Source organism: Streptomyces sp. NPDC030296 (genome assembly GCF_055572815.1).
In genome coordinates, this window is the sequence record NZ_JBVICQ010000003.1 from 683,033 (window position 1) to 704,247 (window position 21,215).

The 21,215-nt window shown below is 71.4% G+C and carries 23 protein-coding genes; 11 read left to right on the top strand and 12 right to left on the bottom strand.

All coding sequences use genetic code 11. The annotated features are described in order from the left end of the window. Positions 1-336: 336 nt before the first annotated feature. A complete protein-coding gene (locus ACZ4Z3_RS11095; protein ID WP_055538647.1) occupies positions 337-597 on the bottom strand; it encodes a UBP-type zinc finger domain-containing protein in 261 nt (86 codons plus the stop codon). Between the two features lie 61 nt (positions 598-658). Here ACZ4Z3_RS11095 and ACZ4Z3_RS11100 point away from each other — a divergent pair, with 61 nt between their 5' ends. Continuing rightward, positions 659-2,254 (top strand): Na+/H+ antiporter, encoded by a 1,596-nt coding sequence (locus ACZ4Z3_RS11100; protein WP_468500677.1) that lies wholly within the window; start codon positions 659-661, stop codon positions 2,252-2,254. 35 nt (positions 2,255-2,289) lie between these two features. Here ACZ4Z3_RS11100 and ACZ4Z3_RS11105 read toward each other — a convergent pair whose 3' ends face one another. Both ACZ4Z3_RS11105 and ACZ4Z3_RS11110 read right to left on the bottom strand, forming a co-directional pair. Then, the gene (locus ACZ4Z3_RS11105; RefSeq protein WP_468500678.1) at positions 2,290-3,213 is read right to left on the bottom strand and encodes a 1-aminocyclopropane-1-carboxylate deaminase/D-cysteine desulfhydrase; all 924 of its coding nucleotides are present in this window, start codon (positions 3,211-3,213) and stop codon (positions 2,290-2,292) included. 81 nt (positions 3,214-3,294) lie between these two features. Beyond that, complete coding sequence (locus ACZ4Z3_RS11110) at positions 3,295-3,885, bottom strand: N-acetylmuramoyl-L-alanine amidase (RefSeq protein WP_468500679.1); 591 nt, start codon at positions 3,883-3,885, stop codon at positions 3,295-3,297. A 283-nt stretch (positions 3,886-4,168) separates the two neighbouring features. On the opposite strand from ACZ4Z3_RS11110, the gene ACZ4Z3_RS11115 reads away from it, so the two are divergent. From ACZ4Z3_RS11115 to ACZ4Z3_RS11135, 5 genes are all read left to right on the top strand, one after another. Further along, positions 4,169-5,575: a family 2B encapsulin nanocompartment shell protein gene (locus ACZ4Z3_RS11115; protein WP_468500680.1), complete on the top strand. Its 1,407-nt coding sequence runs from the start codon at positions 4,169-4,171 to the stop codon at positions 5,573-5,575. A 58-nt stretch (positions 5,576-5,633) separates the two neighbouring features. Further along, entirely contained in the window at positions 5,634-6,836 is a 1,203-nt protein-coding gene (locus tag ACZ4Z3_RS11120) for a family 2 encapsulin nanocompartment cargo protein polyprenyl transferase (protein ID WP_468500681.1), read from the top strand. A gap of 195 nt (positions 6,837-7,031) precedes the next feature. Further along, a complete protein-coding gene (locus ACZ4Z3_RS11125) occupies positions 7,032-7,616 on the top strand; it encodes a dihydrofolate reductase family protein (protein ID WP_468500682.1) in 585 nt (194 codons plus the stop codon). 62 nt (positions 7,617-7,678) lie between these two features. Next, complete coding sequence (locus ACZ4Z3_RS11130; protein ID WP_468500683.1) at positions 7,679-7,978, top strand: hypothetical protein; 300 nt, start codon at positions 7,679-7,681, stop codon at positions 7,976-7,978. A gap of 210 nt (positions 7,979-8,188) precedes the next feature. Continuing rightward, the gene (locus tag ACZ4Z3_RS11135; protein ID WP_468500684.1) at positions 8,189-8,602 is read left to right on the top strand and encodes a YciI family protein; all 414 of its coding nucleotides are present in this window, start codon (positions 8,189-8,191) and stop codon (positions 8,600-8,602) included. Positions 8,603-8,668: 66 nt separating this feature from the next. Here ACZ4Z3_RS11135 and ACZ4Z3_RS11140 read toward each other — a convergent pair whose 3' ends face one another. From ACZ4Z3_RS11140 to ACZ4Z3_RS11170, 7 genes are all read right to left on the bottom strand, one after another. Further along, complete coding sequence (locus ACZ4Z3_RS11140) at positions 8,669-9,430, bottom strand: VOC family protein (RefSeq protein ID WP_468500685.1); 762 nt, start codon at positions 9,428-9,430, stop codon at positions 8,669-8,671. Between the two features lie 36 nt (positions 9,431-9,466). After that, positions 9,467-9,943: a VOC family protein gene (locus ACZ4Z3_RS11145; RefSeq protein ID WP_468500686.1), complete on the bottom strand. Its 477-nt coding sequence runs from the start codon at positions 9,941-9,943 to the stop codon at positions 9,467-9,469. Between the two features lie 9 nt (positions 9,944-9,952). Then, on the bottom strand, positions 9,953-10,378 hold the full coding sequence (locus tag ACZ4Z3_RS11150; protein WP_055522800.1) for a helix-turn-helix transcriptional regulator: 426 nt from the start codon (positions 10,376-10,378) through the stop codon (positions 9,953-9,955). Between the two features lie 93 nt (positions 10,379-10,471). After that, positions 10,472-11,332 carry a carbohydrate ABC transporter permease gene (locus ACZ4Z3_RS11155; protein ID WP_468500687.1) on the bottom strand — a complete coding sequence of 287 codons (861 nt, stop codon included), beginning with the start codon at positions 11,330-11,332 and terminating at the stop codon, positions 10,472-10,474. 7 nt (positions 11,333-11,339) lie between these two features. Continuing rightward, entirely contained in the window at positions 11,340-12,335 is a 996-nt protein-coding gene (locus ACZ4Z3_RS11160) for a carbohydrate ABC transporter permease (protein WP_468500688.1), read from the bottom strand. Between the two features lie 76 nt (positions 12,336-12,411). Further along, the gene (locus ACZ4Z3_RS11165) at positions 12,412-13,767 is read right to left on the bottom strand and encodes an ABC transporter substrate-binding protein (RefSeq protein WP_468500689.1); all 1,356 of its coding nucleotides are present in this window, start codon (positions 13,765-13,767) and stop codon (positions 12,412-12,414) included. Positions 13,768-13,939: 172 nt separating this feature from the next. Next, positions 13,940-14,959, bottom strand: coding sequence for a LacI family DNA-binding transcriptional regulator (locus tag ACZ4Z3_RS11170; protein ID WP_468500690.1), 1,020 nt, complete (start codon positions 14,957-14,959; stop codon positions 13,940-13,942). 188 nt (positions 14,960-15,147) lie between these two features. Between ACZ4Z3_RS11170 and ACZ4Z3_RS11175 the strand changes: the two genes are divergently transcribed. The 3 genes from ACZ4Z3_RS11175 (at position 15,148) to ACZ4Z3_RS11185 (ending at position 18,607) form a co-directional block, all read left to right on the top strand. Next, the gene (locus ACZ4Z3_RS11175) at positions 15,148-16,500 is read left to right on the top strand and encodes a glycoside hydrolase family protein (protein ID WP_468500691.1); all 1,353 of its coding nucleotides are present in this window, start codon (positions 15,148-15,150) and stop codon (positions 16,498-16,500) included. A gap of 207 nt (positions 16,501-16,707) precedes the next feature. Further along, positions 16,708-18,204, top strand: coding sequence for an FG-GAP repeat domain-containing protein (locus ACZ4Z3_RS11180; RefSeq protein WP_468500692.1), 1,497 nt, complete (start codon positions 16,708-16,710; stop codon positions 18,202-18,204). A 67-nt stretch (positions 18,205-18,271) separates the two neighbouring features. Further along, positions 18,272-18,607 (top strand): hypothetical protein, encoded by a 336-nt coding sequence (locus ACZ4Z3_RS11185; protein WP_468500693.1) that lies wholly within the window; start codon positions 18,272-18,274, stop codon positions 18,605-18,607. Positions 18,608-18,769: 162 nt separating this feature from the next. Here the strand turns inward: ACZ4Z3_RS11185 and sodN are convergent, their stop codons facing one another. Further along, a complete protein-coding gene (gene sodN, locus ACZ4Z3_RS11190) occupies positions 18,770-19,165 on the bottom strand; it encodes a superoxide dismutase, Ni (RefSeq protein ID WP_020136639.1) in 396 nt (131 codons plus the stop codon). Between the two features lie 146 nt (positions 19,166-19,311). Here sodN and sodX point away from each other — a divergent pair, with 146 nt between their 5' ends. Next, positions 19,312-19,746, top strand: coding sequence for a nickel-type superoxide dismutase maturation protease (gene sodX / locus ACZ4Z3_RS11195; RefSeq protein ID WP_079049858.1), 435 nt, complete (start codon positions 19,312-19,314; stop codon positions 19,744-19,746). On the opposite strand, the gene ACZ4Z3_RS11200 is transcribed toward sodX, so the two are convergent. After that, positions 19,650-20,279: a CGNR zinc finger domain-containing protein gene (locus tag ACZ4Z3_RS11200; protein WP_468500694.1), complete on the bottom strand. Its 630-nt coding sequence runs from the start codon at positions 20,277-20,279 to the stop codon at positions 19,650-19,652. The genes sodX and ACZ4Z3_RS11200 overlap by 97 nt on opposite strands. Before the next feature lie 111 nt (positions 20,280-20,390). Here ACZ4Z3_RS11200 and ACZ4Z3_RS11205 point away from each other — a divergent pair, with 111 nt between their 5' ends. Then, positions 20,391-21,173, top strand: a complete 783-nt coding sequence (locus tag ACZ4Z3_RS11205) for a class I SAM-dependent methyltransferase (protein WP_468500695.1) — start codon at positions 20,391-20,393, stop codon at positions 21,171-21,173. Positions 21,174-21,215 lie beyond the last annotated feature (42 nt).

Genomic DNA, 21,215 nt, shown 5'->3' on the forward strand with positions numbered 1-21,215 from the left:
CTCCAAGGTGGTACAAGCTTTTTCAGGGGCCGAGGGTCGCCCCCCGGGGTAACGCGCTATGTGGTTCAGCGGTGACGCTATCGCGCTCCCGAGCGCCGTGTCCTTGGGGTCCCGGCGACCCAGCCCCACGCTGTCACTCATAGTAAGCACACGAACACGCTCGGTGGCTAGGGGTCTGCGGGCCTCAAATAGGAAGAGCGCGCGCCGCTTTGACGTACCCAGGCGTCCGGCCGCCGAACCGTGTCACACGAGTACGTCGACGTGTCACGGGGTGACTTGGTTCCGTCGTGCGACGTCGTCGGCGTGTTCACCGGGGGCCTGTTCGTTTTCCCGCCCTCATACGAGCACGTGGTCGACGAAGCACCAGCGCCAGGTCTCGCCCGGCTCGTGGGTACGCATCACGGGGTGGCCGGTCTCCTTGTGGTGCGCGGTCGCGTGTCGCATGGGCGAGGAGTCGCAGCACCCCACGTGCCCGCATTCCAGGCACTTCCGCAGTTGCACGGGGTGCGTTCCGGCGGCCTCGCACTCGGGGCAGGTCTCGGTCAGCGGGGTCGGCTCGGGGTGCGGCAGTGCGTCCGCGTGCGTGCACTGTTTCATGATGGCCAGGTTACGACGGGTGCGCGGAAGCTCGCGCGGAAAACGAAGGCGGCGCAAAGCGATGCACTTCCTGCCCCTGCTGTTGCTGGTCGCCGGTAGCGCGACGGTCGCGGGTGCCGCCCGGCGTACGCCGGTGCCCGCCCCGTTGCTGCTGGTCGCCGCCGGGCTCGCGGTGTCGTATGTGCCGGGCGTGCCGAACTACGAGCTCGACCCCGAGATCGTCCTGCCCCTGGTGCTGCCCCCGCTGCTGTACACGGCCGCCACCGAGAGCTCGTATCTCGATCTGCGGGCGCAACTACGGCCGGTGGCACTGCTGTCGGTCGGTTATGTCCTGTTCGCGACCCTCGCCGTCGGCTGGGCCGCCTATCTGATCGTGCCGGGGCTGCCGCTGACGGCAGCCCTGGTGCTCGGCGCGGTGGTGGCGCCCCCGGACGCGGTCGCGGCGACGGCGGTCGCCCGGCGGGTGGGCCTGCCGTCGCGGATCACCACGATCCTCCAGGGCGAGTCCCTGGTGAACGACGCCACCGCGATCACCGCGTACCGGGTGGCCCTCGCCGCCACGATCGGGGAAGGCGCGAGCTGGGCCGGCGGGGTCGTCGAGTTCCTGGTGGCGGCGGTCGGCGGCGTCGTGGTGGGCCTGCTGCTGATGATGCCGATCCACTGGCTGCGCACCCACCTGAGGGAGGCGCTGCTCCAGAACACGCTCTCCCTGCTGATCCCCTTCGTCGCGTACGGGCTGGCCGAGTGGGTGCACGCCTCCGGAGTGCTCGCCGTGGTCGTGGTCGGCCTCTACCTCGGCTACCGCAACTGGCAGGTCGACTTCGCCACCCGCCTCCAGGAGGAGGCCGTGTGGAAGATGGTCGCCTTCCTGCTCGAATCGGCGGTCTTCGCGCTCATCGGACTGCAGCTGCCGGTCGTGCTCGAAGGGCTCGGCGAGAACGAGGGACTGCGCGCCACCTGGTACGCCGTGGCCGTCTTCCTGATCGTGGTCGTGACCCGGTTCGTCTGGGTGTACCCGGCGACCTTCCTGCCCCGGATGCTGTCCGCGCGGATCCGTGAACGCGAGGAGAACCCGACCTGGAAGGGGCCCTTCGTCATCGCGTGGGCCGGAATGCGGGGCGTCGTCTCGCTCGCGATCGCGTTCTCCATCCCGCTCACCGTGCACGGCGGGGACGACTTCCCGGAGCGGAACCTGATCCTGTTCCTGACCTTCACGACGGTGATCGGGACGCTCGTCATCCAGGGGTTGACGCTGCCGCCGCTGATCCGGGTCCTGCGGCTGCCGGGGCGCGACGCGCAGGCCGAGACCCTCGCCGAGGCCAACGCCCAGGCCCAGGCGTCCCGGATCGCCGAGGCGCGGCTCGCCGAACTCCTGGAGGACGAGCGCAACACTCTGCCGCCGCCGCTGGTCGACCGGCTGCGCACGGTCCTGGAGCGGCGCCGCAACGCCGTGTGGGAGCGGCTCGGTGCCGTCAACCCGGTGACAGGGGAGACCAGCGACGACACCTACAGCCGGCTCTCCCGCGAGATGATCGGCGCCGAGCGCGAGGTGTTCGTCAAGCTGCGGGACGGCCGCTACATCGACGACGAGATGCTGCGGACGCTGCTGCGCAGACTCGACCTGGAGGAGGCCGCGGCCTACCGGGAGGTTTCCTAGGGCCGGGCGGCGGGCGGGCCAGGTGGGTCGGAGGGTTACGCGGGGAGCGGACTTCCCGTGATCACCGCCGTGAGCGTCGTCCCGTGCGGGAAGGCGCCTTCCTTCGTCAGGGAGACAAGTCCGTAGAGCAACTTGGCGACATATAGACGTTCCAGGGGTAGTCCGTGGCGGTCCTCGAAGTCGTCGGCGAAGGCGTCCAGGCCGGGCGTGGTGCGGGCGTAGCCGCCGAAGTGGAAGCGATCGTCGAGGTCCCAGTGGCCGCGGCCGCCGCCGAAGGCGCTCTCCTGAAGCCGCCGTATCTCGTCCGCCAGGAAGCCGCCCTTGAGGACGGGTATCCCGAGGGCGCGCTGGTCGGGGGCCAGTCCGGCGGCCAGCCCGGCGAGGGTGCCACCGGTGCCGCAGGCGACGGCCACCACGTCGGCGCGGTCGCGCAGTTCCGCGCCGAGTTCCCGGCAGCCCCGCACGGCGAGGGCGTTGCTGCCGCCCTCGGGGACGACGTAGGCGCCCTCGGCGTCGGCGGCGCGGAGGACGGCGGACAGCGTGGCCGGGTCGGTCTTGTGGCGATACGTCGATCTGTCGACGAAGTGCAGGCGCATGCCGTCCGCCGCGCAGCGGGCCAGGGAGGGGTTGAGGGGGCGGTCCGCCAGTTCCTGGCCGCGGACCACGCCGACGGTGGACAGGCCGAGGAGGCGGCCGGCGGCGGCGGTGGCCCGGAGGTGATTCGAGTACGCGCCCCCGAACGTGAGGAGCGAACGACCCGCCGCCGCGCTCAGATTGGGCACGAGCTTGCGCCACTTGTTGCCGATGAGCTGCGGGTGGATCAGGTCGTCACGCTTCAGGAGCAGCCGGACGCCGTGCCGGGCGAAGCGGTCGTCCTCGATCTCCTGGAGAGGGGACGGCAGCCGGGGGCGCAGGGCGATGGTGGGGTCGGGGCTGCTCACGCGGCCATTGTCGGACATCTGTCCGGGAACGGTCGCCCGCCCAGCCCCGACGCCCGTGCGCGCCCGTCGTGCGGGGCGACACGCGCGCGTGGTGAGGGGCTACCGGAGACGGTCGCGGATGCGGCTCCTCATGGAGGTCATGGTGAAGCCGCGGGGGTCGACCTTGCCGGGCTGCCATTCGAGGTGGCCGATGACGGAACGTTCCGTCCAGCCGTGGTGGCGGCAGACGGCGGCGGAGACCCGCTCGATCGCTTCGAGCTGGGGCTCGGGCCAGGGGTCGAGGCCGTCGCCGAGGTTCTCGCACTCGAAGCCGTAGAAGTGGCGGTTCCCGTCGGTGTTCGCCTCGTTGTCCGGGGGGAGCGCCGTCTCGGCGATCACGGCCCGCAGGACGTCGTCGTCACCGCTGCCGGCGTGGTTGGCGCGGCCGTAGCCGACGAGATGGACACGGCCGTCCTTGGTGATCACGCCGTGGCACAACGGGCCGGGCAGCCCCGAGTAGCCGTCGCGGCAGATGCGGACGGTGCGTTCACTGCCGGAGGTGACCGTGTGGTGGATCATCACGCCGTGGACGGGGCCCCACGGCCCCTTGTGGTTGCGGTTGTGATGCTCCCAGTCGCCGACCTCGACGACTGTGACGCCCTCGTCTTTGAGGATGCTGAGAAATCTGGCCGCGGACATGGGTGGGGCCATGACCGACTCCTTCGTACGGTGCGACGGCCGCTGGTCCGGCCGCCTCGTACGCAGGCTTGTACCCAGCTCCGCACGCGGAGGCCGGGTGTCGGTGTTGCGTGCGAGCCGATCCGGTCACCTCCGAGAAGGCAGGGGGATGGTGGACAAATTCCCTCGATATGCCCAGTGTTCCCGAGATCCATTCCCGCTCTTTCGGGTAATAGCACCGGCACGCTCCGTGATGTCAGGCTGGTGGCGAGATCGGTGACCGCGATATCAGTGCACACCCGGAGGGGAAATCCGTATGTCGGTAGGCGAAGAGGTCCGGACGCAGCAGGATCGGCCGCAGCAGAGTCTCGGCACGGCCGCTGCCCGGAACCTGGCCACCACCACGAAGTCCGCGCCCCAGATGCAGGAGATCAGCTCGCGCTGGCTGCTGCGCATGTTGCCATGGGTGAACGTGCAGGGTGGCACGTACCGGGTGAACCGGCGGCTCACCTACGCGGTCGGGGACGGCCGCATCACTTTTGTGAAGACGGGCGACCAGGTCGCCGTCATCCCCGCGGAGCTCGGCGAACTGCCGGCCCTGCGCACCTACGAGGACGTGGACGTGCTGGGCGAGCTGGCCCAGCGGTGCGAGCAGCGGGAGTTCGCGGCCGGCGCGGTGCTCGCCGAGTTCGGCAGCCAGGCGGAGGAGGTCTTCCTCCTCGCGCACGGCAAGGTCGAGAAGATCGGCACGGGCCCCTACGGCGACGACGCCGTGCTCGGAGTGCTGGCCGACGGGGCGTACTTCGGCGAGCAGGCGCTGCTCGACGCCGACGCGATCTGGGAGTACACGGCCCGCGCGGTCACCGCGTGCACGGTGCTCGTCCTGCCGCGCCAGGCAGTCGACCAGGTCGCGGAGCGCGCCGAGAGCCTCGCCGAGCACCTGCAGCAGCTGCGGTCGATCCCGGAGCAGCGCACCAACAAGTACGGCGAGAAGGAGATCGACCTCGCCGCCGGCCACAGCGGTGAGCCGGACATCCCGCACACGTTCGTCGACTACGAGGCCGCGCCCCGCGAGTACGAACTGAGCGTCGCACAGACCGTCCTGCGCATCCACACACGCGTGGCGGACCTCTACAACCAGCCGATGAACCAGACCGAGCAGCAGGTCCGGCTCACCGTCGAGGCGTTGAAGGAGCGCCAGGAGCACGAGCTCATCAACAACCGGGACTTCGGCCTCCTCCACAACTGCGAGTACGACCAGCGGCTCCAGCCGCACGACGGCGTGCCCAGCCCGGACGACCTGGACGAGCTGCTCAGCCGCCGCCGGGGAACCAAGCTGCTGCTCGCCCACCCGCGCGCGATCTCCGCGTTCGGCCGCGAGCTCAACAAGCGCGGACTCGTCCCGGAGACCCTCGACATCGCAGGCAACCGCATCCCCACCTGGCGCGGCGTGCCGATCTACCCGTGCAACAAGATCCCGGTGACCGAGGCCAGGACCACCTCGATCATCGCCATGCGTACCGGGGAGGAGGACCAGGGCGTCATCGGTCTGCGTGCCGCGAGCATCCCCGACGAGATCGAGCCCAGCCTGTCGGTGCGCTTCATGGGCATCAACGAACAGGCGATCATCAAGTACCTCGTGACGGCCTACTACTCGGCCGCGGTCCTCGTCCCCGACGCGCTCGGTGTGCTGGAGAACGTCGAGATCGGCCGGTGGCGGTGACCTCACCCGAACCGCCGCCGTCCGAGGCCTCCTCCGAGGCGATCCCACGGGTGAGTGCATGACGGAGACGCGGCAGAGTCCGGTCGAGACCGTGGAGGGTGGCGCTCCGGACATCGAGATCCTGGAAAGGCGGAGCCACATCGCGATCCCTCCGGACCCGACGGGAGCCCCGGATCCCACGGGAGCGGCGACTCCCGCCGGCCACGGGAGCGGGCCGGCGCGACAGGGTGCGTCCAGTCCGTCGGACGGGCCGGAGGCGGCCGAGATCCTGGAGCGGACGCGGCTGTCGGTCGACCCCGAACTGCGCCGGGCCGTGCAGTCGTTGCCCAGTTCGATGCGCCGGGTCGCGCGCTACCACTTCGGCTGGGAGCGGGCGGACGGCACCCCGGCGGCGGGCAACGCGGGCAAGGCGATCCGGCCCGCGCTGGTGCTGGCGGCGGTCGAGGCGCTCGGCGGGCGCGAGTCCGCCGCCGTCCGGGCCGCCGCCGCGGTGGAGCTGGTGCACAACTTCACACTGCTGCACGACGACGTGATGGACGGGGACGCCACACGCAGGCACCGGCCCACCGCGTGGACCGTGTTCGGGGTGCCCGACGCGATCCTCGCCGGGGACGCCATGCAGGCCCTGGCCCTGCGGCTGCTCGCGGAGGACCCGCATCCGGCGTCGGCCGCGGCGTCCGCGCGGCTCGCCTCCTGTGTCGTCGAGCTGTGCGCGGGCCAGCACACGGACACGGCGATGGAGGAGCGACGGCCGGAGGAGGTCACCCTCCCCGAGGTGCTCGCGATGGCCGAGGCGAAGACGGGCGCGCTGCTCGGCTGCGCCTGTGCGCTCGGGGCGCTGTACGCGGGGGCCGGTGAGGAGGAGGTCGAGGCCCTCGACGCGTTCGGGCGGGAGGCCGGTCTCGCCTTCCAGCTCATCGACGACGTGATCGGGATCTGGGGCGACCCGAGCCGTACCGGCAAGCCCGCCGGCGCGGATCTCATCGCCCGCAAGAAGTCCCTGCCGGTGGTCGCCGCGCTCGCCTCGGGCACACCCGAGGCGGACGAACTCGCCGCGCTGTACGGGGAGCCGTACGAGGAGGGCGAGCTGGAGCGGACGGCGCTCGTGGTCGAGCGGGCCGGCGGGCGCGACTGGGCGCAGGTCCAGGCGGCCGACCGTATGGCCCGGGCCATGCACGAGCTGTCCCGGGCGGTCCCGGACCCGGAGGCGGCGGGAGGTCTGCTCGCGCTGGCCGAGTTCGTGACGCGTCGCAGCAGTTGAGAAGAGGCCCCGGAGGCACCGGCACCGCGCCGACCTGACCCCGCACGGTGTCGGTGTCTCCGGTCGGACGCGGGTCCCGCACATCCCCACGGTGTGCGGGGCCCGCTCATGCCTTGCATTCACTACAACTGAAGTACTATAAGTGGCGTGGTTAACGAGGCGAGATCTGGGACGAGATCAGAGAAAGAGGCTGGTTTGCGTAAGCTCACGTACGTCATCGCTTGTTCGATCGACGGGTTCATCGGGGGCCCGGACGGCGACGCGTCCTTCATGTACCCCCACGTGGTGGGGGAGTACGCCGAGTACCTCAGGACGGAACACCCCGACATCAACCCCACCCATGTGCGCCGGCTCATCGGGACCGACGGCGTCCCGAACCGGGCGTACGACACGATCGTCCAGGGGCGCGGCAGCTACGACGTGGCGCTGAAGGAGGGCATCACCAGCCCGTTCGCGCATCTGCGGGAGTACGTCGTCTCGCGCACGCTGGCCGAGTCGCCCCACCCGAACGTCGAGATCGTCTCGTCGGACCCGGTCGCCAAGGTCCGGGAGCTGAAGGCGGAGGACGGCCCTCTCGGGATCTATCTGTGCGGGGGCTCCGGCCTGGCGGGGGAACTGCTCGACGAGATCGACGAGCTGATCATCAAGACGTACCCCATCGTGCTGGGGACGGGGATGCCGATGTTCGGCTCCGGCTTCGACATCACCGAGTTCATGCTGGGTGAGGTGCGTGCCTTCGACAACGGGGCCGTGGTGCGGACGTACACCAGGAAGCGGTGACCCCGTGGGTCGGGGGCGTACGGCGGGGAGCGCCCGGAGGCCGTCGGCCCTACCCTGAGGGCATGGGCACCGACGAGCAAGTCTGCTCGGCCTGCGGACAGCCTGTGGCCACGATCGTGCGGCGGCACAAGACGCTCGGCGCGTTCGTTCCCGTATGGGGTCCGGGTCCGTGCAGGAACCCGAAGTGTGACGCGTACGTCGACAGGGCCGCCGAGGCCGAGGAGGCCGCCGCGGAGCGGACGCGGGCCGTGGGCCGGAGGGCCCATGGTGCGCACGGCTCGGCCGGCACGCGGGGCGTGAGCACGGCGAAGGCCGCCGACCGGGAGGCCGCGGAGCAGGTCGAGGACACCACCGACGGGTGAAGGGCCGCCGTGCCACGGGTGCCGCCGCCGTCCCGGCTTCGGCGCGAGCGTGCCGCCGCCCACCGGGGCACCGCGCGGGGATTCGTGGCGCCGGAAGAACTTCGCGCGTTCGCATGGGTGTGCCGATGAGTTCGGCACTGCTCCGGCGTCTCCTATGAGAGAGCCGCCCGCCGAGGGTGGTCCGAACCGAGGAAGACGAGGAGCGGACTCATGAAGTACCTGATGATGGTCCAGGGCACGCAGGCGGACTACGCGGCCATGGGCGGCGACGGGTCCGAGGGGTCCCCGGCCTGGACGCAGGAGGACGTGCGGGCGATGTACGCCCACATGACCGCCATCAACAAGGACCTCACCGCGAGCGGCGAGATGATCGACGGGCAGGGGCTGGCCGAACCCGCCCGGACCAGGTTCGTGACGCTCGGTGCCGACGGCGAGCCCGTCGTCGCGGACGGACCTTATGAGGAGACCGAGGAAGTGCTCGCCGGCTACTGGCTCCTGGACTGCGCTGACCTGGACCGCGTCACGGAGATCGCGGCCCGCGTCGCCCAGTGCCCCCAGCCCGCCGGGGCCAAGGAGTACCCCGTGGTGATCCGGCCGGTGATGGACGGGGGCGAGGACCTCTGATATCGGCCCTGAGTGGCGAGGCCCGGCCGGCGGGCGCCTGTCCCAGGGCCCCCGCCGCCCGGCCGCTCACCCAATCGGCAGGCCCCCGGATTCCGGGTCGCGGCCGGTGAGACAGTACGTGCCGCCCGCCGGGTCCCGCATCACCGTCCAGTGGGGGTGGTCGGCCAGGAAGGTGGCGCCCAGGTCCTCGTGCCGGGCGCGGGTGGCGCGCCGGTCGGCGCAGGCGAGGTCGAGGTGGGCCGACGCCGGGGCAGGGGCGTCCAGGCGCTGCATCAGGATGCGCAGGGGAAGACCCGCGGGCGGGCGCAGGACGTGGAACTCCGGGAGCGAGCCGGCGTACGACTCCCAGCCCGTCAGGGCGGCCCAGAACATGACCTCCGCTTCGAACGCGTCCGGCGCGATGTCCAGGCACACCTGGTCCAGACGGCTCCCGTCGACCATCGGCGGCCGGACGCTCTCCCCGTGCCACGGCACCGCGCAGAAGGGCTGTCCGGCGGGGGAGCGGAGCGTCGCCCAGCCGGTGTGCGGGGCGACGACCTCGGCTCCGAGGCCGACGGCACGGTCGACGAACGCGGGTACGTCCTCCACGGAGAAGTCGAGATGGGCTCCGCCGTCGCCCGCGTCCACCGCCTGGGCCTTCACACAGGCGTCGCCCCGACCGGGGAGCAGCGTCACGAACTCGTTCCGCTCGCCCCGCGGCGCGGACAGCTCCGTCGCCGTCACCGCCGTCCAGAACGCGCACGCCTGCTCGAACCCGGACTCCGGCCGGTCGATGAAGGCGTACGCCCACCGGATCGCCCCACCCGTCACGCCACCCTTGTCCGTCATGCCACCCAAGCCTGTCTTGCCCTCATGCCCGTCCTGTCACTGCGCCCCGTACTTCGAGGCCTTGCCCGCTTCTCCCGACTTCCGCGGCTCCATGAAGCGCAGCATGTTCCCCGCCGGGTCGCGGAACGCGCAGTCCCGTACGCCGTAGGGCTGGTCCATGGGCTCCTGGAGGACATCCGCGCCGGAGGCCTCGACGCGGGAGTAGAGCGCGTCGCAGTCGTCGGTGGTGAAGTTGACGCCACGCAGGACGCCCTTGGCGAGGAGCTGGGCGATGGCCTCTCGGTCGGCGGGGGAGATGTCGGGGTCGGCGCCCGGAGGCTCCAGGACGATCTCGACATCGGGCTGGAGCGGGGAGCCGACGGTCACCCAGCGCATGCCCTCGAAACCGACGTCGCCACGGACCTCCATGCCGAGGACGTCACGGTAGAAGGCGAGCGCCTTGTCGTGGTCGTCGACCGCGAGGAAACACTGGGAGAGCTTGATGTCCGGGCCGTGGGCTCTGTTCGTATCCATGTGCCCACGCTAGGGCGCCTCGTCCGGTTCCGCCGTGCGTATGCGATGCCGGGAGGGCCGTGTCAGCCGCTTCGCCACACATGCCGGGATCGCGGCCCCCGACTCGTGCGGACGGGCCCGGTAAGCACTCGGGGTCTCGCCCACCAGCTCCGTGAAGCGGGAGCTGAACGAGCCGAGCGACGTACAGCCCACCGCCAGGCACACCTCGGTCACCGTGAGGTCCCCCCGGCGCAGCAACGCCTTCGCGCGCTCGATGCGGCGGGTCATCAGATACGCGTACGGCGTCTCCCCGTAGGCCGCGCGGAAGCTGCGCTGGAAGTGGCCCGGGGACATCAGCGCGGTGCGCGCGAGGGCGTCGATGTCCAGCGGTTCCGCGTACTCGCGGTCCATGCGGTCCCGCGCCCGCCGCAGCCGCACCAGATCATCCCGGTTCATGTCCCCAGGATGACACCCACCACCGACAAGCGGGCTGTCACGAGAGCTGTCCGCCGGCCGACCCCGGCCGCTCCACGATCACCGCGCCGGCACTCACCCCTTCACGGCGGAGCTGGCCACGCCCTGGACGAACCAGCGCTGGAAGAAGGCGAAGACGATCAGGACGGGCAGGACGAGGAGGACGCCGAAGGCGAGGATCTGGCCCCAGTCGGGCGGCTGCTGGCCCTGGAAGACGCTCATCTCCAGCGGCAGCGGGCGCACCGACGGGTCGGAGACCATCAGCACCGGCCACAGGAACGAACCCCACTGGGTGAGGAACGTCAGGATCGCGACCGAGGCGAAGGCCGGCTTCGACATCGGCACGACGATCGCGAAGAACGTGCGCCAGGGACCGGCCCCGTCCAGCCGGGCCGCCTCCTCGATGCTCGGCGGGATCGTACGGAAGAACGTGTGGAACTGGTAGATCGAGAAGGCGTTGGCGAGGAACGGCAGCGCCTGGATGAACAGCGTGTTCCGCTGGTCGTTGAACAGGTAGAACAGCGGAACGGCCACCGACTCGAACGGCACCAGCATCAGCAGCAGGACCAGGGTGAACACGGCTTCCCTGCCCCGCCACTTGAGGCGGGAGAGCCCGTACGCCGCCATCGAGTTGACGAACAGGCCGCCCGTGACCACCACGAAGGCCAGCAGCAGCGAGACGCCCATGAACTGCCAGAAGTAGCCGGTGCTGTCGGAGTTGAGGTTGTCCAGGACGGCGGCGTAGTTGTCGAAGGACAGATGGGTGGGGAGGAAGCCGGACAGGCCGTTCAGCACCTCGTCGGACGGCTTGAGGCTGCCGAGCAGGAGGTACAGGACGGGCAGCGCGAAGACGAACGCCAGGACCGAGAGGACGGCGTAGTCGAGGAAACGGCGCAGGGGCCCGCGGGAGAGACCGGTGGCGGTGCTCGTACTCATGGCTGAGTCAGTCCTCGTTGTCGGGCCGGACGATACGGCGCTGGATCAGGGTCAGGACGACGACGATCAGGAAGAACACGACGGTGATCGCGGACGCCTGGCCGATGTTGTTCTGGTCGAAGGCGGTCGTCACGGCCTGGTACATCACCGTGCGGGCCGCGTCCTCGTCGAGGCCGCCGCCCTTGACCAGCACGTACACCTGGTCGAAGACCCGGAACGACAGCACCGACGTGAGCAGCGCGACGAACACGAGGGTGCCGCGGATGCCGGGCAGCGTGACGTGCCGGAACTGCTGCCAGCGGGAGGCCCGGTCGAGCTGGGCGGCCTCGTAGCGCTCGTCCGGTATCTGCTGGAGCCCGGCGAGCAGGATCACCATCTGGAAGCCGACGCCCTGCCACACCGACAGCACGATGACCGAGGCCATCGCGGTGAGCCCGTCGCCCAGCCAGTCGAACGCGCCCCAGTTGCCGAAACTCACCACGTCCAGCGCGGAGTTGAGCATGCCCTGCTCGCTGCGGGCGAGGATCAGCCGCCAGATCACCGCGACCAGCGCCATCGGGAAGACGACCGGCATGAAGAAGAAGGACCGGAAGAGACCGATCGCCTTCAGTTTGCGGTTGAGCAGGATCGCGAGGCCCAGTGCCAGACCCGTCTGGAGGGGTACGACGACGACGGCGAAGGTCAGGTTGTTCAGCAGGGCCCGCAGGAACGGGCCGGACAGATCGGGGTCGGTGAACAGCCGCCGGTACTGCTCGACGCCGAAGAAGGTGGGCTCCAGCGGGGAGCCGAGGCGCACGTTGTAGAAGGAGAGCACCACGGCGTAGCAGAAGGGCACGCCGACGAAGGCGATCAGGCCGGCGACGGCGGGCGCGGACATCAGCAGTCCGTGCAGCCACTCCCGGCCGCGGCGGGCGGGGCGGGCCGGTGGGGCGGGGGCGGTGGTCAGATCTGGCGCCCGGTCCCGGCCGGACGGCGCGGTGTGCGTGGGTTCCACGGTTTTCACGGGGTCCTCTTCCCGGCGGGGCGGGCGGCCGCGAGGGCGCGCCCGCCCCGGTCGATGGGTCCGACAGGGCGCGTGCTTACGGGATCTCGTAACCGGCGTTGTCCGAGAAGTCCCGGTCGATGGCGCGGGCGGCCTTGGCGAGGGCGTCCTTCGGGTCGCCGCCGCCGTAGATCGCGTTCAGGGCCTGGCTGAACTTCTCCGTCACCACCGGGTATCCGGCGGTCACCGGGCGGGTGACGGCGACGCACGACTTGCTGATGTCGCTGTCGCCGCACGGCTTGGCGAGCTGGTCGGCGAAGAGCTGGAGCGGGCCGCCCGGCTTGTACAGCTCGCTCGCGGCGAGTGCCGACTTGGTGGCCGGGGGCGCGCCGTTGGCCTTGGTCATCGCGGTGACGTTGGCGTCGTCGAGGAGGAAGTCCATGAACGCGCCCGCGGCCTTGGCGTTCTTGGAGTCGGCCCCGATGCCCCAGGACCACGAGCCCTGCCCGGTCTTGGGACCGTCACCGAAGTCGGGCAGCGGCAGTACGACCAGGTCGTCGCCGAGGGCCTCGCTGTACGCGGGGTACATCCAGTGGCCGACCCAGCTGAGCGCGACACGGCCCTTGGCGAAGGCGTTGCCGTCGGTGTTGGGGTCGACGGTGCCCTTCCAGGACTGGAAGGTCTTCAGGGCCGACACCGCGGCCGGGGAGTCGAGGGCACCCTCCGCCTTGCCGTCCTTGAGGAGGGCGCCGCCGGCCGACCAGACGACCGGGGCGAAGCCGTAGGTGCCCCACTCGTTGGCGAGCCCGTTGCCCTCCTGGATGTCGAGGACCTTGCCGTCGGAGTCCTTCGCCTTCAGCGCCTTCAGCGCGGCGTCGAACTCGTCCGCCGTCCACGCGTCTTCGACGCCCTTCGGGTACTTCACCCCGGCCGCGTCCAGCAGCTTCTTGCTGCCGTACATGCCGAGACCCGAGTCGAACATGCCGAGACCGTAGTGCTTGCCCGCTATCTCGCCCTGCGCCTTGCTGGCGTCGGTGGCGTTGGACAGGGTCTTCGCGGAGACGAAGTCGTCGATCGCGGCGAGCTTCTTGTTGTAGACGAAGTTCGCCATGGTCGGACCGTCGAACTCCAGGACGTCCGGCAGCTCGGACGCGTCGGTCGCGGTGATGGTCTTGGTGTAGTCGGTCTCGGGGATCAGCTTCAGCTCGACCTTGACCTTGTCCTGCGACGAGTTGAAGGACTTCACCGCGTTCTGCAGCGCGGCCGCCTCGCTCTTCTGGCCCTGGTGGGCCCAGACGCTGATCGTGCCCTCACCGCTGCCTGCCTCGGCGGAGGCGTCGGACCCGCCGCCCCCGCCGCACGCGGCCAGCGCCGCCAGGGGAAGCACGAGCGCCAGGCCCGTGGAGGCCGTACGGCGAAGCCTGCTGCTGGTCGAGCGGTTGATCGAACTCATGGACTGTGCCTCCGTGCGGTACGAGGGTGCGGGGGTGGAGTCGAGGGTGCGGGGGGTGAGTCTGTGGGCCCGGGGCGGGCATGCGGGGAGGGGCCCCGGGCCGGGGCGGCGGAGGTGCCGGGTGCCCTCAGGGAGCGGGCGGAGTCGGCCGGGGCCTCAGGGGATCCGGCGGTCACTGCGGGCCGCGCGGGCGGGGCGGTGCCGTGGTCTCGCGGAGGACGAGGCGGATGGGCATCTCCACCCGGCCCCGCGGCACGGCCTCCTGCTCGTCGAGCTGCCGCAGCAGCAGCCGCGCGGCCTCCGCGCCCTGCCCGGCGACCGGCTGGGCGACGGTCGTCAGCCCGACCACGTCGGCGAGTTCGTGGTCGTCGAAGCCGACCACGGACACGTCCTCGGGCACCCGCAGCCGATGGCGCCGCAGCGCGCGCAGCGCGCCCATCGCCATCTCGTCGGACTGCGCGAACACCGCGGTCGGCGGCCGGCTGGCGGCCAGCAACCGGGTCATCGCCCGCTCACCGCCCTCCACGGTGTAGTCGCCGTCCGCCTCCAGCGCCGGGTCGGGCTCGATCCCGACCTCGGCGAGGACGTGCAGATAAGCGGCCCGACGGTCGACGGGAGTGGTCCAGTGCAGGGGCCCGCTGGCCCCGGAGATCATGCCGATCCGGCGGTGGCCGAGGTTCACCAGATGCCGTACGGCACTCTCCGCGCCCGCCCGGTCGTCGATGCCGACCACAGTGAAGCCGGGCCGCGCGCCACCCACCGTGGAGGCCAGCGGCACACCGAGCGAACGCAGCGCGGCCGACTCCTCCTCGTCCGGGATCAGCAGCGACAGCACCGCGTCCACGCGCTTGCGGACCGGCATCTTCGTGAAGAAACGCTTGCGCGCCTCCGCCGACCCGAGGTTGTAGAGCAGCACGTCGTACCCGGCGGCGCTGAACACCTGCTCCGCCGCGTCGAGGACCGTGCCGAAGAACCACCGGCCGATGTACGGGGCGACGACCCCGATGGTGAAGGTGCGCCCGCTGGCCAGGCTGGACGCCGAGCGGGAGGCCGTGTAGCCGAGTTGCTCGGCGACGGCCGCGATCTGCGCGCGGACCTCGTCGGACACGCCCGGCCGGCCGCGCAGCGCGCGGGACACGGTGGACGCCGAGACCCCGGCGGCGCGGGCGACATCGGTGATGCTGACGGTCACGGCGGACTTCTCCCGTCGGTTGCACATCTTCACGGCGGTGTGAGCTGTGGGTGACGTGACCGTAAACCCGACCCGGTTGTTGCGCAAGCGTTTGCGTTCAGTTTTACTTGGGCCGATTCTCAAGCGAGACCTAGAAGGTCCATGGTCAGCGCACGCGTTTGGGCGCTGCGAGTCGACAGGAACTGTGCATGCGATACGCCCCGCCCGGCCTCTGCGTGAACGACTTCGCCCTGCTCCGCGACGACGACGGGACCTACGCGGTGCTGCACCTCCAGGGGCCGTGGACCACCGAGTTCGACCACCTGAGGATGGAGACCTCCTACGGCAGGGCCACCTCGGCCGACCTGGTCGACTGGCAGCCGCGGGGGACCGCGTTCGGCAACGGGCTGCCGGGCCGCTTCGACCAGCAGGCGGTGTGGACGATGCACCCCTTCCGGCACGGCTCCGGGATGGCGATGTTCTACACGGGCGTGAGCGGACTCACCCCCGAGGGCTGGCCGTTGCAGTCGGTCGGCCTCGCGTACTCCGACCGCACCGACGGCACCGGCTGGCGCCGCCATGGCACCGGGCCCGTCGTCGAGGCGGACCCCCGCTGGTACCGCACCGCCGACCGCATGGGCTGGCGCGACCCGTTCGTGGTGCGGGACGACGAGGGCGACGGCTGGGCGATGGTGGTCTGCGCGAGCGACGCCTCGCTCCCGGTCGAGGTCAGCGGCTGCGTGGCCCTCGCCACGTCGCCCGATCTGGAGCACTGGACCGTCCACCCGCCGCTGATCTCACCCGGCGACGTCGACGAACTCGAATGCCCGGTCCTGGAGCGCCTCGACGACGGCGGCTGGCTGCTCCTCGGCTCCATCGGCGCGACCCGGGGCTTCGAGTCCTGGACGGCGCCCACCCTCCGCGGCCCCTGGACGCACCGGGGCCCCCTCGGCCCCACGGGTGCCTACGCGCCCCGCGTCATCCCCGCCCCCGACGGCTCCCGCGTCGTCCTCCACACCACCCCCCGCCGGGTCGGCCTCACCGACACGGGCGACCGCTGCCGGGGCATGCTGGCCCAGCCCAAGTCCCTTGTCGTCGGGGACGATTCGGCACCGCGCCTGGAGTGGTGGCCGGGGCTGGACCGCTGGCTGGGCGCGGAGACGGACGGCCCCCTCCTGCACGCCGTCGGCGACATCGCCGTATCCGGCCGCCCCGTGGAGATCACCCTGCGCACCGACGCCCCCGGCTCCGCGAGGCCGGCCCTCACCCTCGGCTGCGACGGCAAGAACCTCCGGGCGACCGGCCCCGACGGCGCCACCCTGGACGAGACCGTCCTGTCCCAACCCCCGTCCCGCCTACGCATCCTGACGGTCGGTGAGTACGTGGAGGTCTACGCCGACGACGTCTTCGCCCTGACGACCCTGTGCTACTCGGGTCACCCCGCGCCGTGGACGGCGACCACCGACGGCGTCCCCCACCCGATCCCGACCCGCCCCGTCCACCTCCCGGACCCGACCCGCGACGACGCGTCGGCGATCTGGCCGGGGCCGGGGGGCGCGTAGTCGGGGCCGCCGGCCGGTCGAGTCGGGCTGGGCGGGTGGTTGTTCTGGGGGCGGCGACTGGCTGGAGTGGGCGCGCCCTCGCCCTTCTCTCGGCGTGCCCCCTCGACCGCGCCGGCCACGTCGCCCCCTCCGCGGCAACCTTTCCGTCCCGTCGGCAGTCCAGTCTGTGTCCCGGTGGGTGGTGTCGAGGGGAACGTGTGAGGTCCCGTGGAGCGGCTGACGCAGGTGGCGCGGAGGGCGCGGTCGGAGGTGGACGCGACCGGTGGTGAGCGATCCGCCCGGTCGACCCGGCGCACCCGGGGACTGGCCGTTGCCGCGCTGGCCGCCGTGCTGCTGGCGACCGGCTGCGACTCCGTGCGGCGTCCGGACGCGGGCACCGGTGGCGGGGAGCGGCGTCCGGGCGCGAGCCGTACGGACGGGCGGTCCCCGTCCGGTGTCGGGGCCGAGCGGCCACCCGCCGGGAAACCCTCACGGCACCCCCGGCCGGAGGACCTCAACGGCGACGGCTACGACGACTTCGCCGCGGTGATCACCGGCGGCGGCCTGGTCGTGCTCTACGGCTCGGCGAAGGGACTGGACCCACGCCGACGCACCGTGGCCCCGGGGCAGCCCTCGAGCACCGTGCCCGATCAGACGCTGCTGCTGCGCGCCGACCTGGACCACGACGGCTACACCGACCTCGTGCGTGCCCCGCGGACCGGGGGACCCACCGTGCTGTGGGGCGGTGGGCGCGGCGTGACCGATCCGCGGCCGCTCACCGGGGCGTCGACGAGCCCCACGGCCACCGGTGACTTCGACGGGGACGGCAACGCCGACCTGTTCCTCCCCGGCGGCGCCAACGGTCCGGAGGGCACCGTGTGGTACGGCCCCGTCCGGCGCGGAGGCGCACCCGCCCGCGTCCAGAAGTTCCGCAACGGCCGCCCGACCGACTCGATTCCGGCGCGCTCCCTGGCCGGCGACTTCGACGGCGACCGGGCCACCGACCTCGTGCTCTGGTTCCACTGGACCGATCCTGAGAACGAAGGCGACGGCGAGGCGGGCGTCAGCGGGCTTCAGTATCTGCGCGGCGGCCCGAAAGGGCTGAGACTCGCCGAGCGCCGCGAGGGACCCGACCTCGGCCTGGAGGGGCAGGCGGGGGACGTGGACGGTGACGGCATCGACGACCTGTACTCGGCGGGCTTCTTCGCGTACCGGAAGCAACTGAGCGCCGGATACACGCTGAGCACCCGCTCCGGACCCGAGACCGGGAAGCGGGGCGGCCTGACCACGGTCCAGCCGCCGGGCCTGAGGGACGCCCCGCAGTACGGCGGCATGGGCGGCACCGCCCTCGGCGACGTCACCGGTGACGGCCGGGCCGATCTGGTCACCTCGGCGACCGGCGCCAACGACAGCAACGGCGTCGTGTGGCTGGTCCCGGATCTCCGGGCGGCCACCGCGGGCACGGTCCGGGCGGTGACCCTGGACACCCCCGGGGTCCCCGGCAGCGACACCCCCGCCGAGGGCCGGGGCCCGACCCGCAACCGCATCACCGTCGTCGGCCCGCTCCTCGACACCGACGGCGACCACCACCTGGACGTGGTCGTCGGCGCCCCCGGCTTCCTGGACGCCAAGAAGCACGACCTGGACGCGTTCTGGGTACTGCGCGGCACCGACCAGGGGATGACCTACCAGCGGCACTTCACCGCCACGGACCTCGGACCCTGATCGGCTGCTCGCCCGGCTGAGGAAGGTCAACTGGGAGGGACGGAGGCTGATCTGGGGCGTCTCGGCCATGCTGGACGAGGCCGGGCGGGCCTCGGGCGGCACGGTCGAGCCCGCGCTGCGCGCGGCGGCGCTCCAGGTCCTCGCGAGGCGGACCGATGTGAAGGTGTCGAGGACCACCACCTGGCACGGGCGGCAGGCCCTCGCGATCACGCAGGAGAGCGGGCACCGGAAGGCCGTCTTCCGGGACTCGCTGCTCGTCGACCCGGCGACCGGCCACCCTATCGGCGGCGAGGAGGCGCTGCTGGGCTACCCGTTGAGCCTGGGGATCGCCGTACCCGGCACGATCACGGTGAGCGAGACCCTGGCGCGGGGAACGGTGACGAACACCCGGAGCACGGTCTGAACGGCGCCGCACCCGACCGCAGTCGGCCCGCGCCCCGCCGAACACGACCGCACCCGGACCGCGATGGACGCCGTGTTCGGCGCCCTGCGGTCCGGGTGCGGTCGGGTAGCCGACAGGACCCGCGAAACCGCAGGTCGGACATCCTGACAGCCTGGCCGGAGATCAGGCCTTCTTGGTCTCCCAGAAGATCTTGTCGATCTGGGCGATGTAGTCGAGCGCCTTCTGGCCCGTCGCCGGGTCGGTCGATGCCTTGGCGGCCGAGAGGGCCTTCAGGGTGTCGTTGACCAGCTGGTGCAGCTCCGGGTACTTCTCGAAGTGCGGGGGCTTGAAGTAGTCGCTCCACAGGACCGACACGTGGTGCTTGGCGAGCTCGGCGCGCTGCTCCTTGATGACGGTCGCGCGAGCCTGGAAGTGCGGGTCGTCGTTGGCGGCCATCTTCTCCTGCACGGCCTTCACCGACTCCGCCTCGATGCGGGCCTGGGCCGGGTCGTACACGCCGCAGGGCAGGTCGCAGTGCGCGCTGACCTTGACCTTGGGGGCAAACAGGCGGGAAAGCATGGAGCATTCCTTCCTCGTGATCGTCTTCTCAGGTGGGACATTACTCCCTGCGAGAGAGGTTTTCGCGAGTGCCCCCATGGGCTTAGGACAAAAGTCCGGGGTCAGACTGGGACTGGTGGAGGATGGAACCGGGGAGGTGCCGAGGGATGCCGGAGCCGGCGCAGGAGAGCGAGCGGGCGAGGGCCGTTCTGCCCTTGGGGGTGGCCGAGGTGACGGGACCGTCGATGGTGCCGACGCTGCGCCACGGTGACCGGCTGCTCGTCCACTACGGGGCGCGGCTGAGGATCGGTGACGTGGTCGTGCTGCGCCATCCCTTCCAGCAGGACCTCCTCGTCGTCAAGCGGGTCGCCGAGCGGCGGGACGGCGGCTGGTGGGTCCTCGCGGACAACGCGTACGCCGGCGGGGACAGCACGGACTACGGGACCGTCCCCGACGAACTCGTGCTCGGCAAGGTCCGGTTCCGCTACCGGCCCCGGCCGGGCGATCAGCGTTCGCCGTTCGCGGTGGCCCGCTGGGCGTTCTCGGCGGCCCGGCCGGTGTTCTGCGACCGGTCGGCCTCCAGGCGCTTGCGGGCGCGGTAGGCCGCCACGTTGGCGCGGGTCGCGCAGCGGTCCGAGCAGTAGCGCCGGGAGCGGTTGGTGGAGGTGTCGAGGTAGGCGTTGCGGCACGGCGCCGCCTCGCACACACCGAGCCGGTCCACGCCGTACTCGGTGAGGTGGAAGGCGAGCCCCATCGCCGCGATCGCGGCATAGCCGGCCGTCGCGTTCGAGGGGTGGTCCGCCAGGTGCATGTGCCACAGGGGGCGGCCGTCGTCGTCCCGGAAGTCATGGCCGGAAATCTGCGGGCTCACCGGGAACTCCAGCAGCAGCGAGTTCAACAGGTCCACGGCGAGCGTCTCGTCGCCTCCGTCCGCCGCCTCGAAGACCGAGCGCAGCCGCGCCCGCACCGAACGGAACCGGGTGACGTCGGCGTCCGTCGCCCGCCGGGCCGCCGACCGGTTGCCCCCGAAGAGGTCGCGGACGGCCTCCACCGAGGTGAGCGTGTCCTTGCCCCGGAGCGGTTCCTCGCTGTTCACGAGGCGCACGGCGTAATCCGAGTAATAGGCCAGTTCCACTTGTAGTCCTTACGGGGGCACTCTATCGTCGTGGTGCGGATCAAGTAACAGCTGATCGTGCTTTCAGGGTATTACGGCGGGTATCGCGGCGTAGCGCGAGAAGGGGCTCCCATGACGACGACCACCGGCACCGGCAGCGGAACCTCCTACGGCACCGACTGGGGGGCCTGGCAGCGCAGCTGGGACCGGCAGCAGGAGTGGTACATGCCGGACCGCGAGGAGCGGTTCCGGGTCATGCTCGACATGGTCGAGGCCCTCGTCGGCCCCGAGCCCCGCGTCCTCGACCTCGCCTGCGGTACGGGATCCATCACGTCCCGGCTGCTCGCGCGGTTCCCGGACGCCGTCAGCACCGGGGTCGACCTCGACCCCGCGCTGCTCACCATCGCCGAGGGCACCTTCGAGGGCGACCGCCGCGTCACCTTCGTCACCGCCGACCTCACCGACCCCGACTGGCCCACCCAGCTGCCGTACGACGTGTACGACGCCGTGCTGACGGCCACAGCCCTGCACTGGCTGCACAGCGAACCCCTCGCCGCCCTCTACGGTCAGGTCGCGGAGCTCGTCCGCGACGGCGGTGTCTTCATGAACGCGGACCACATGATCGACGAGACCACGCCCCGGATCAACGCGGCGGAGCGCGCCCACCGTCACGCGGGTATGGATCGAGCCAAGGCGAACGGCGTCGTCGACTGGGCCGAATGGTGGCAGCTCGCCGCCCAGGACCCGGTCCTCGCCGCGCCGACGGCCCGCCGTTTCGAGATCTACGGCGAGCACGCCGACGGTGACATGCCCTCCCCGGCCTGGCACGCCCGGGTCCTGCGCGAGAAGGGCTTCGCGGAGGCCCGCCCCGTCTGGTGCTCGCCCTCCGACACCCTGCTGCTCGCCGTGAAGTAGGCCCCCCGGGGGCGGCTTTCGCACGGGGAAGGGGCGGTACGG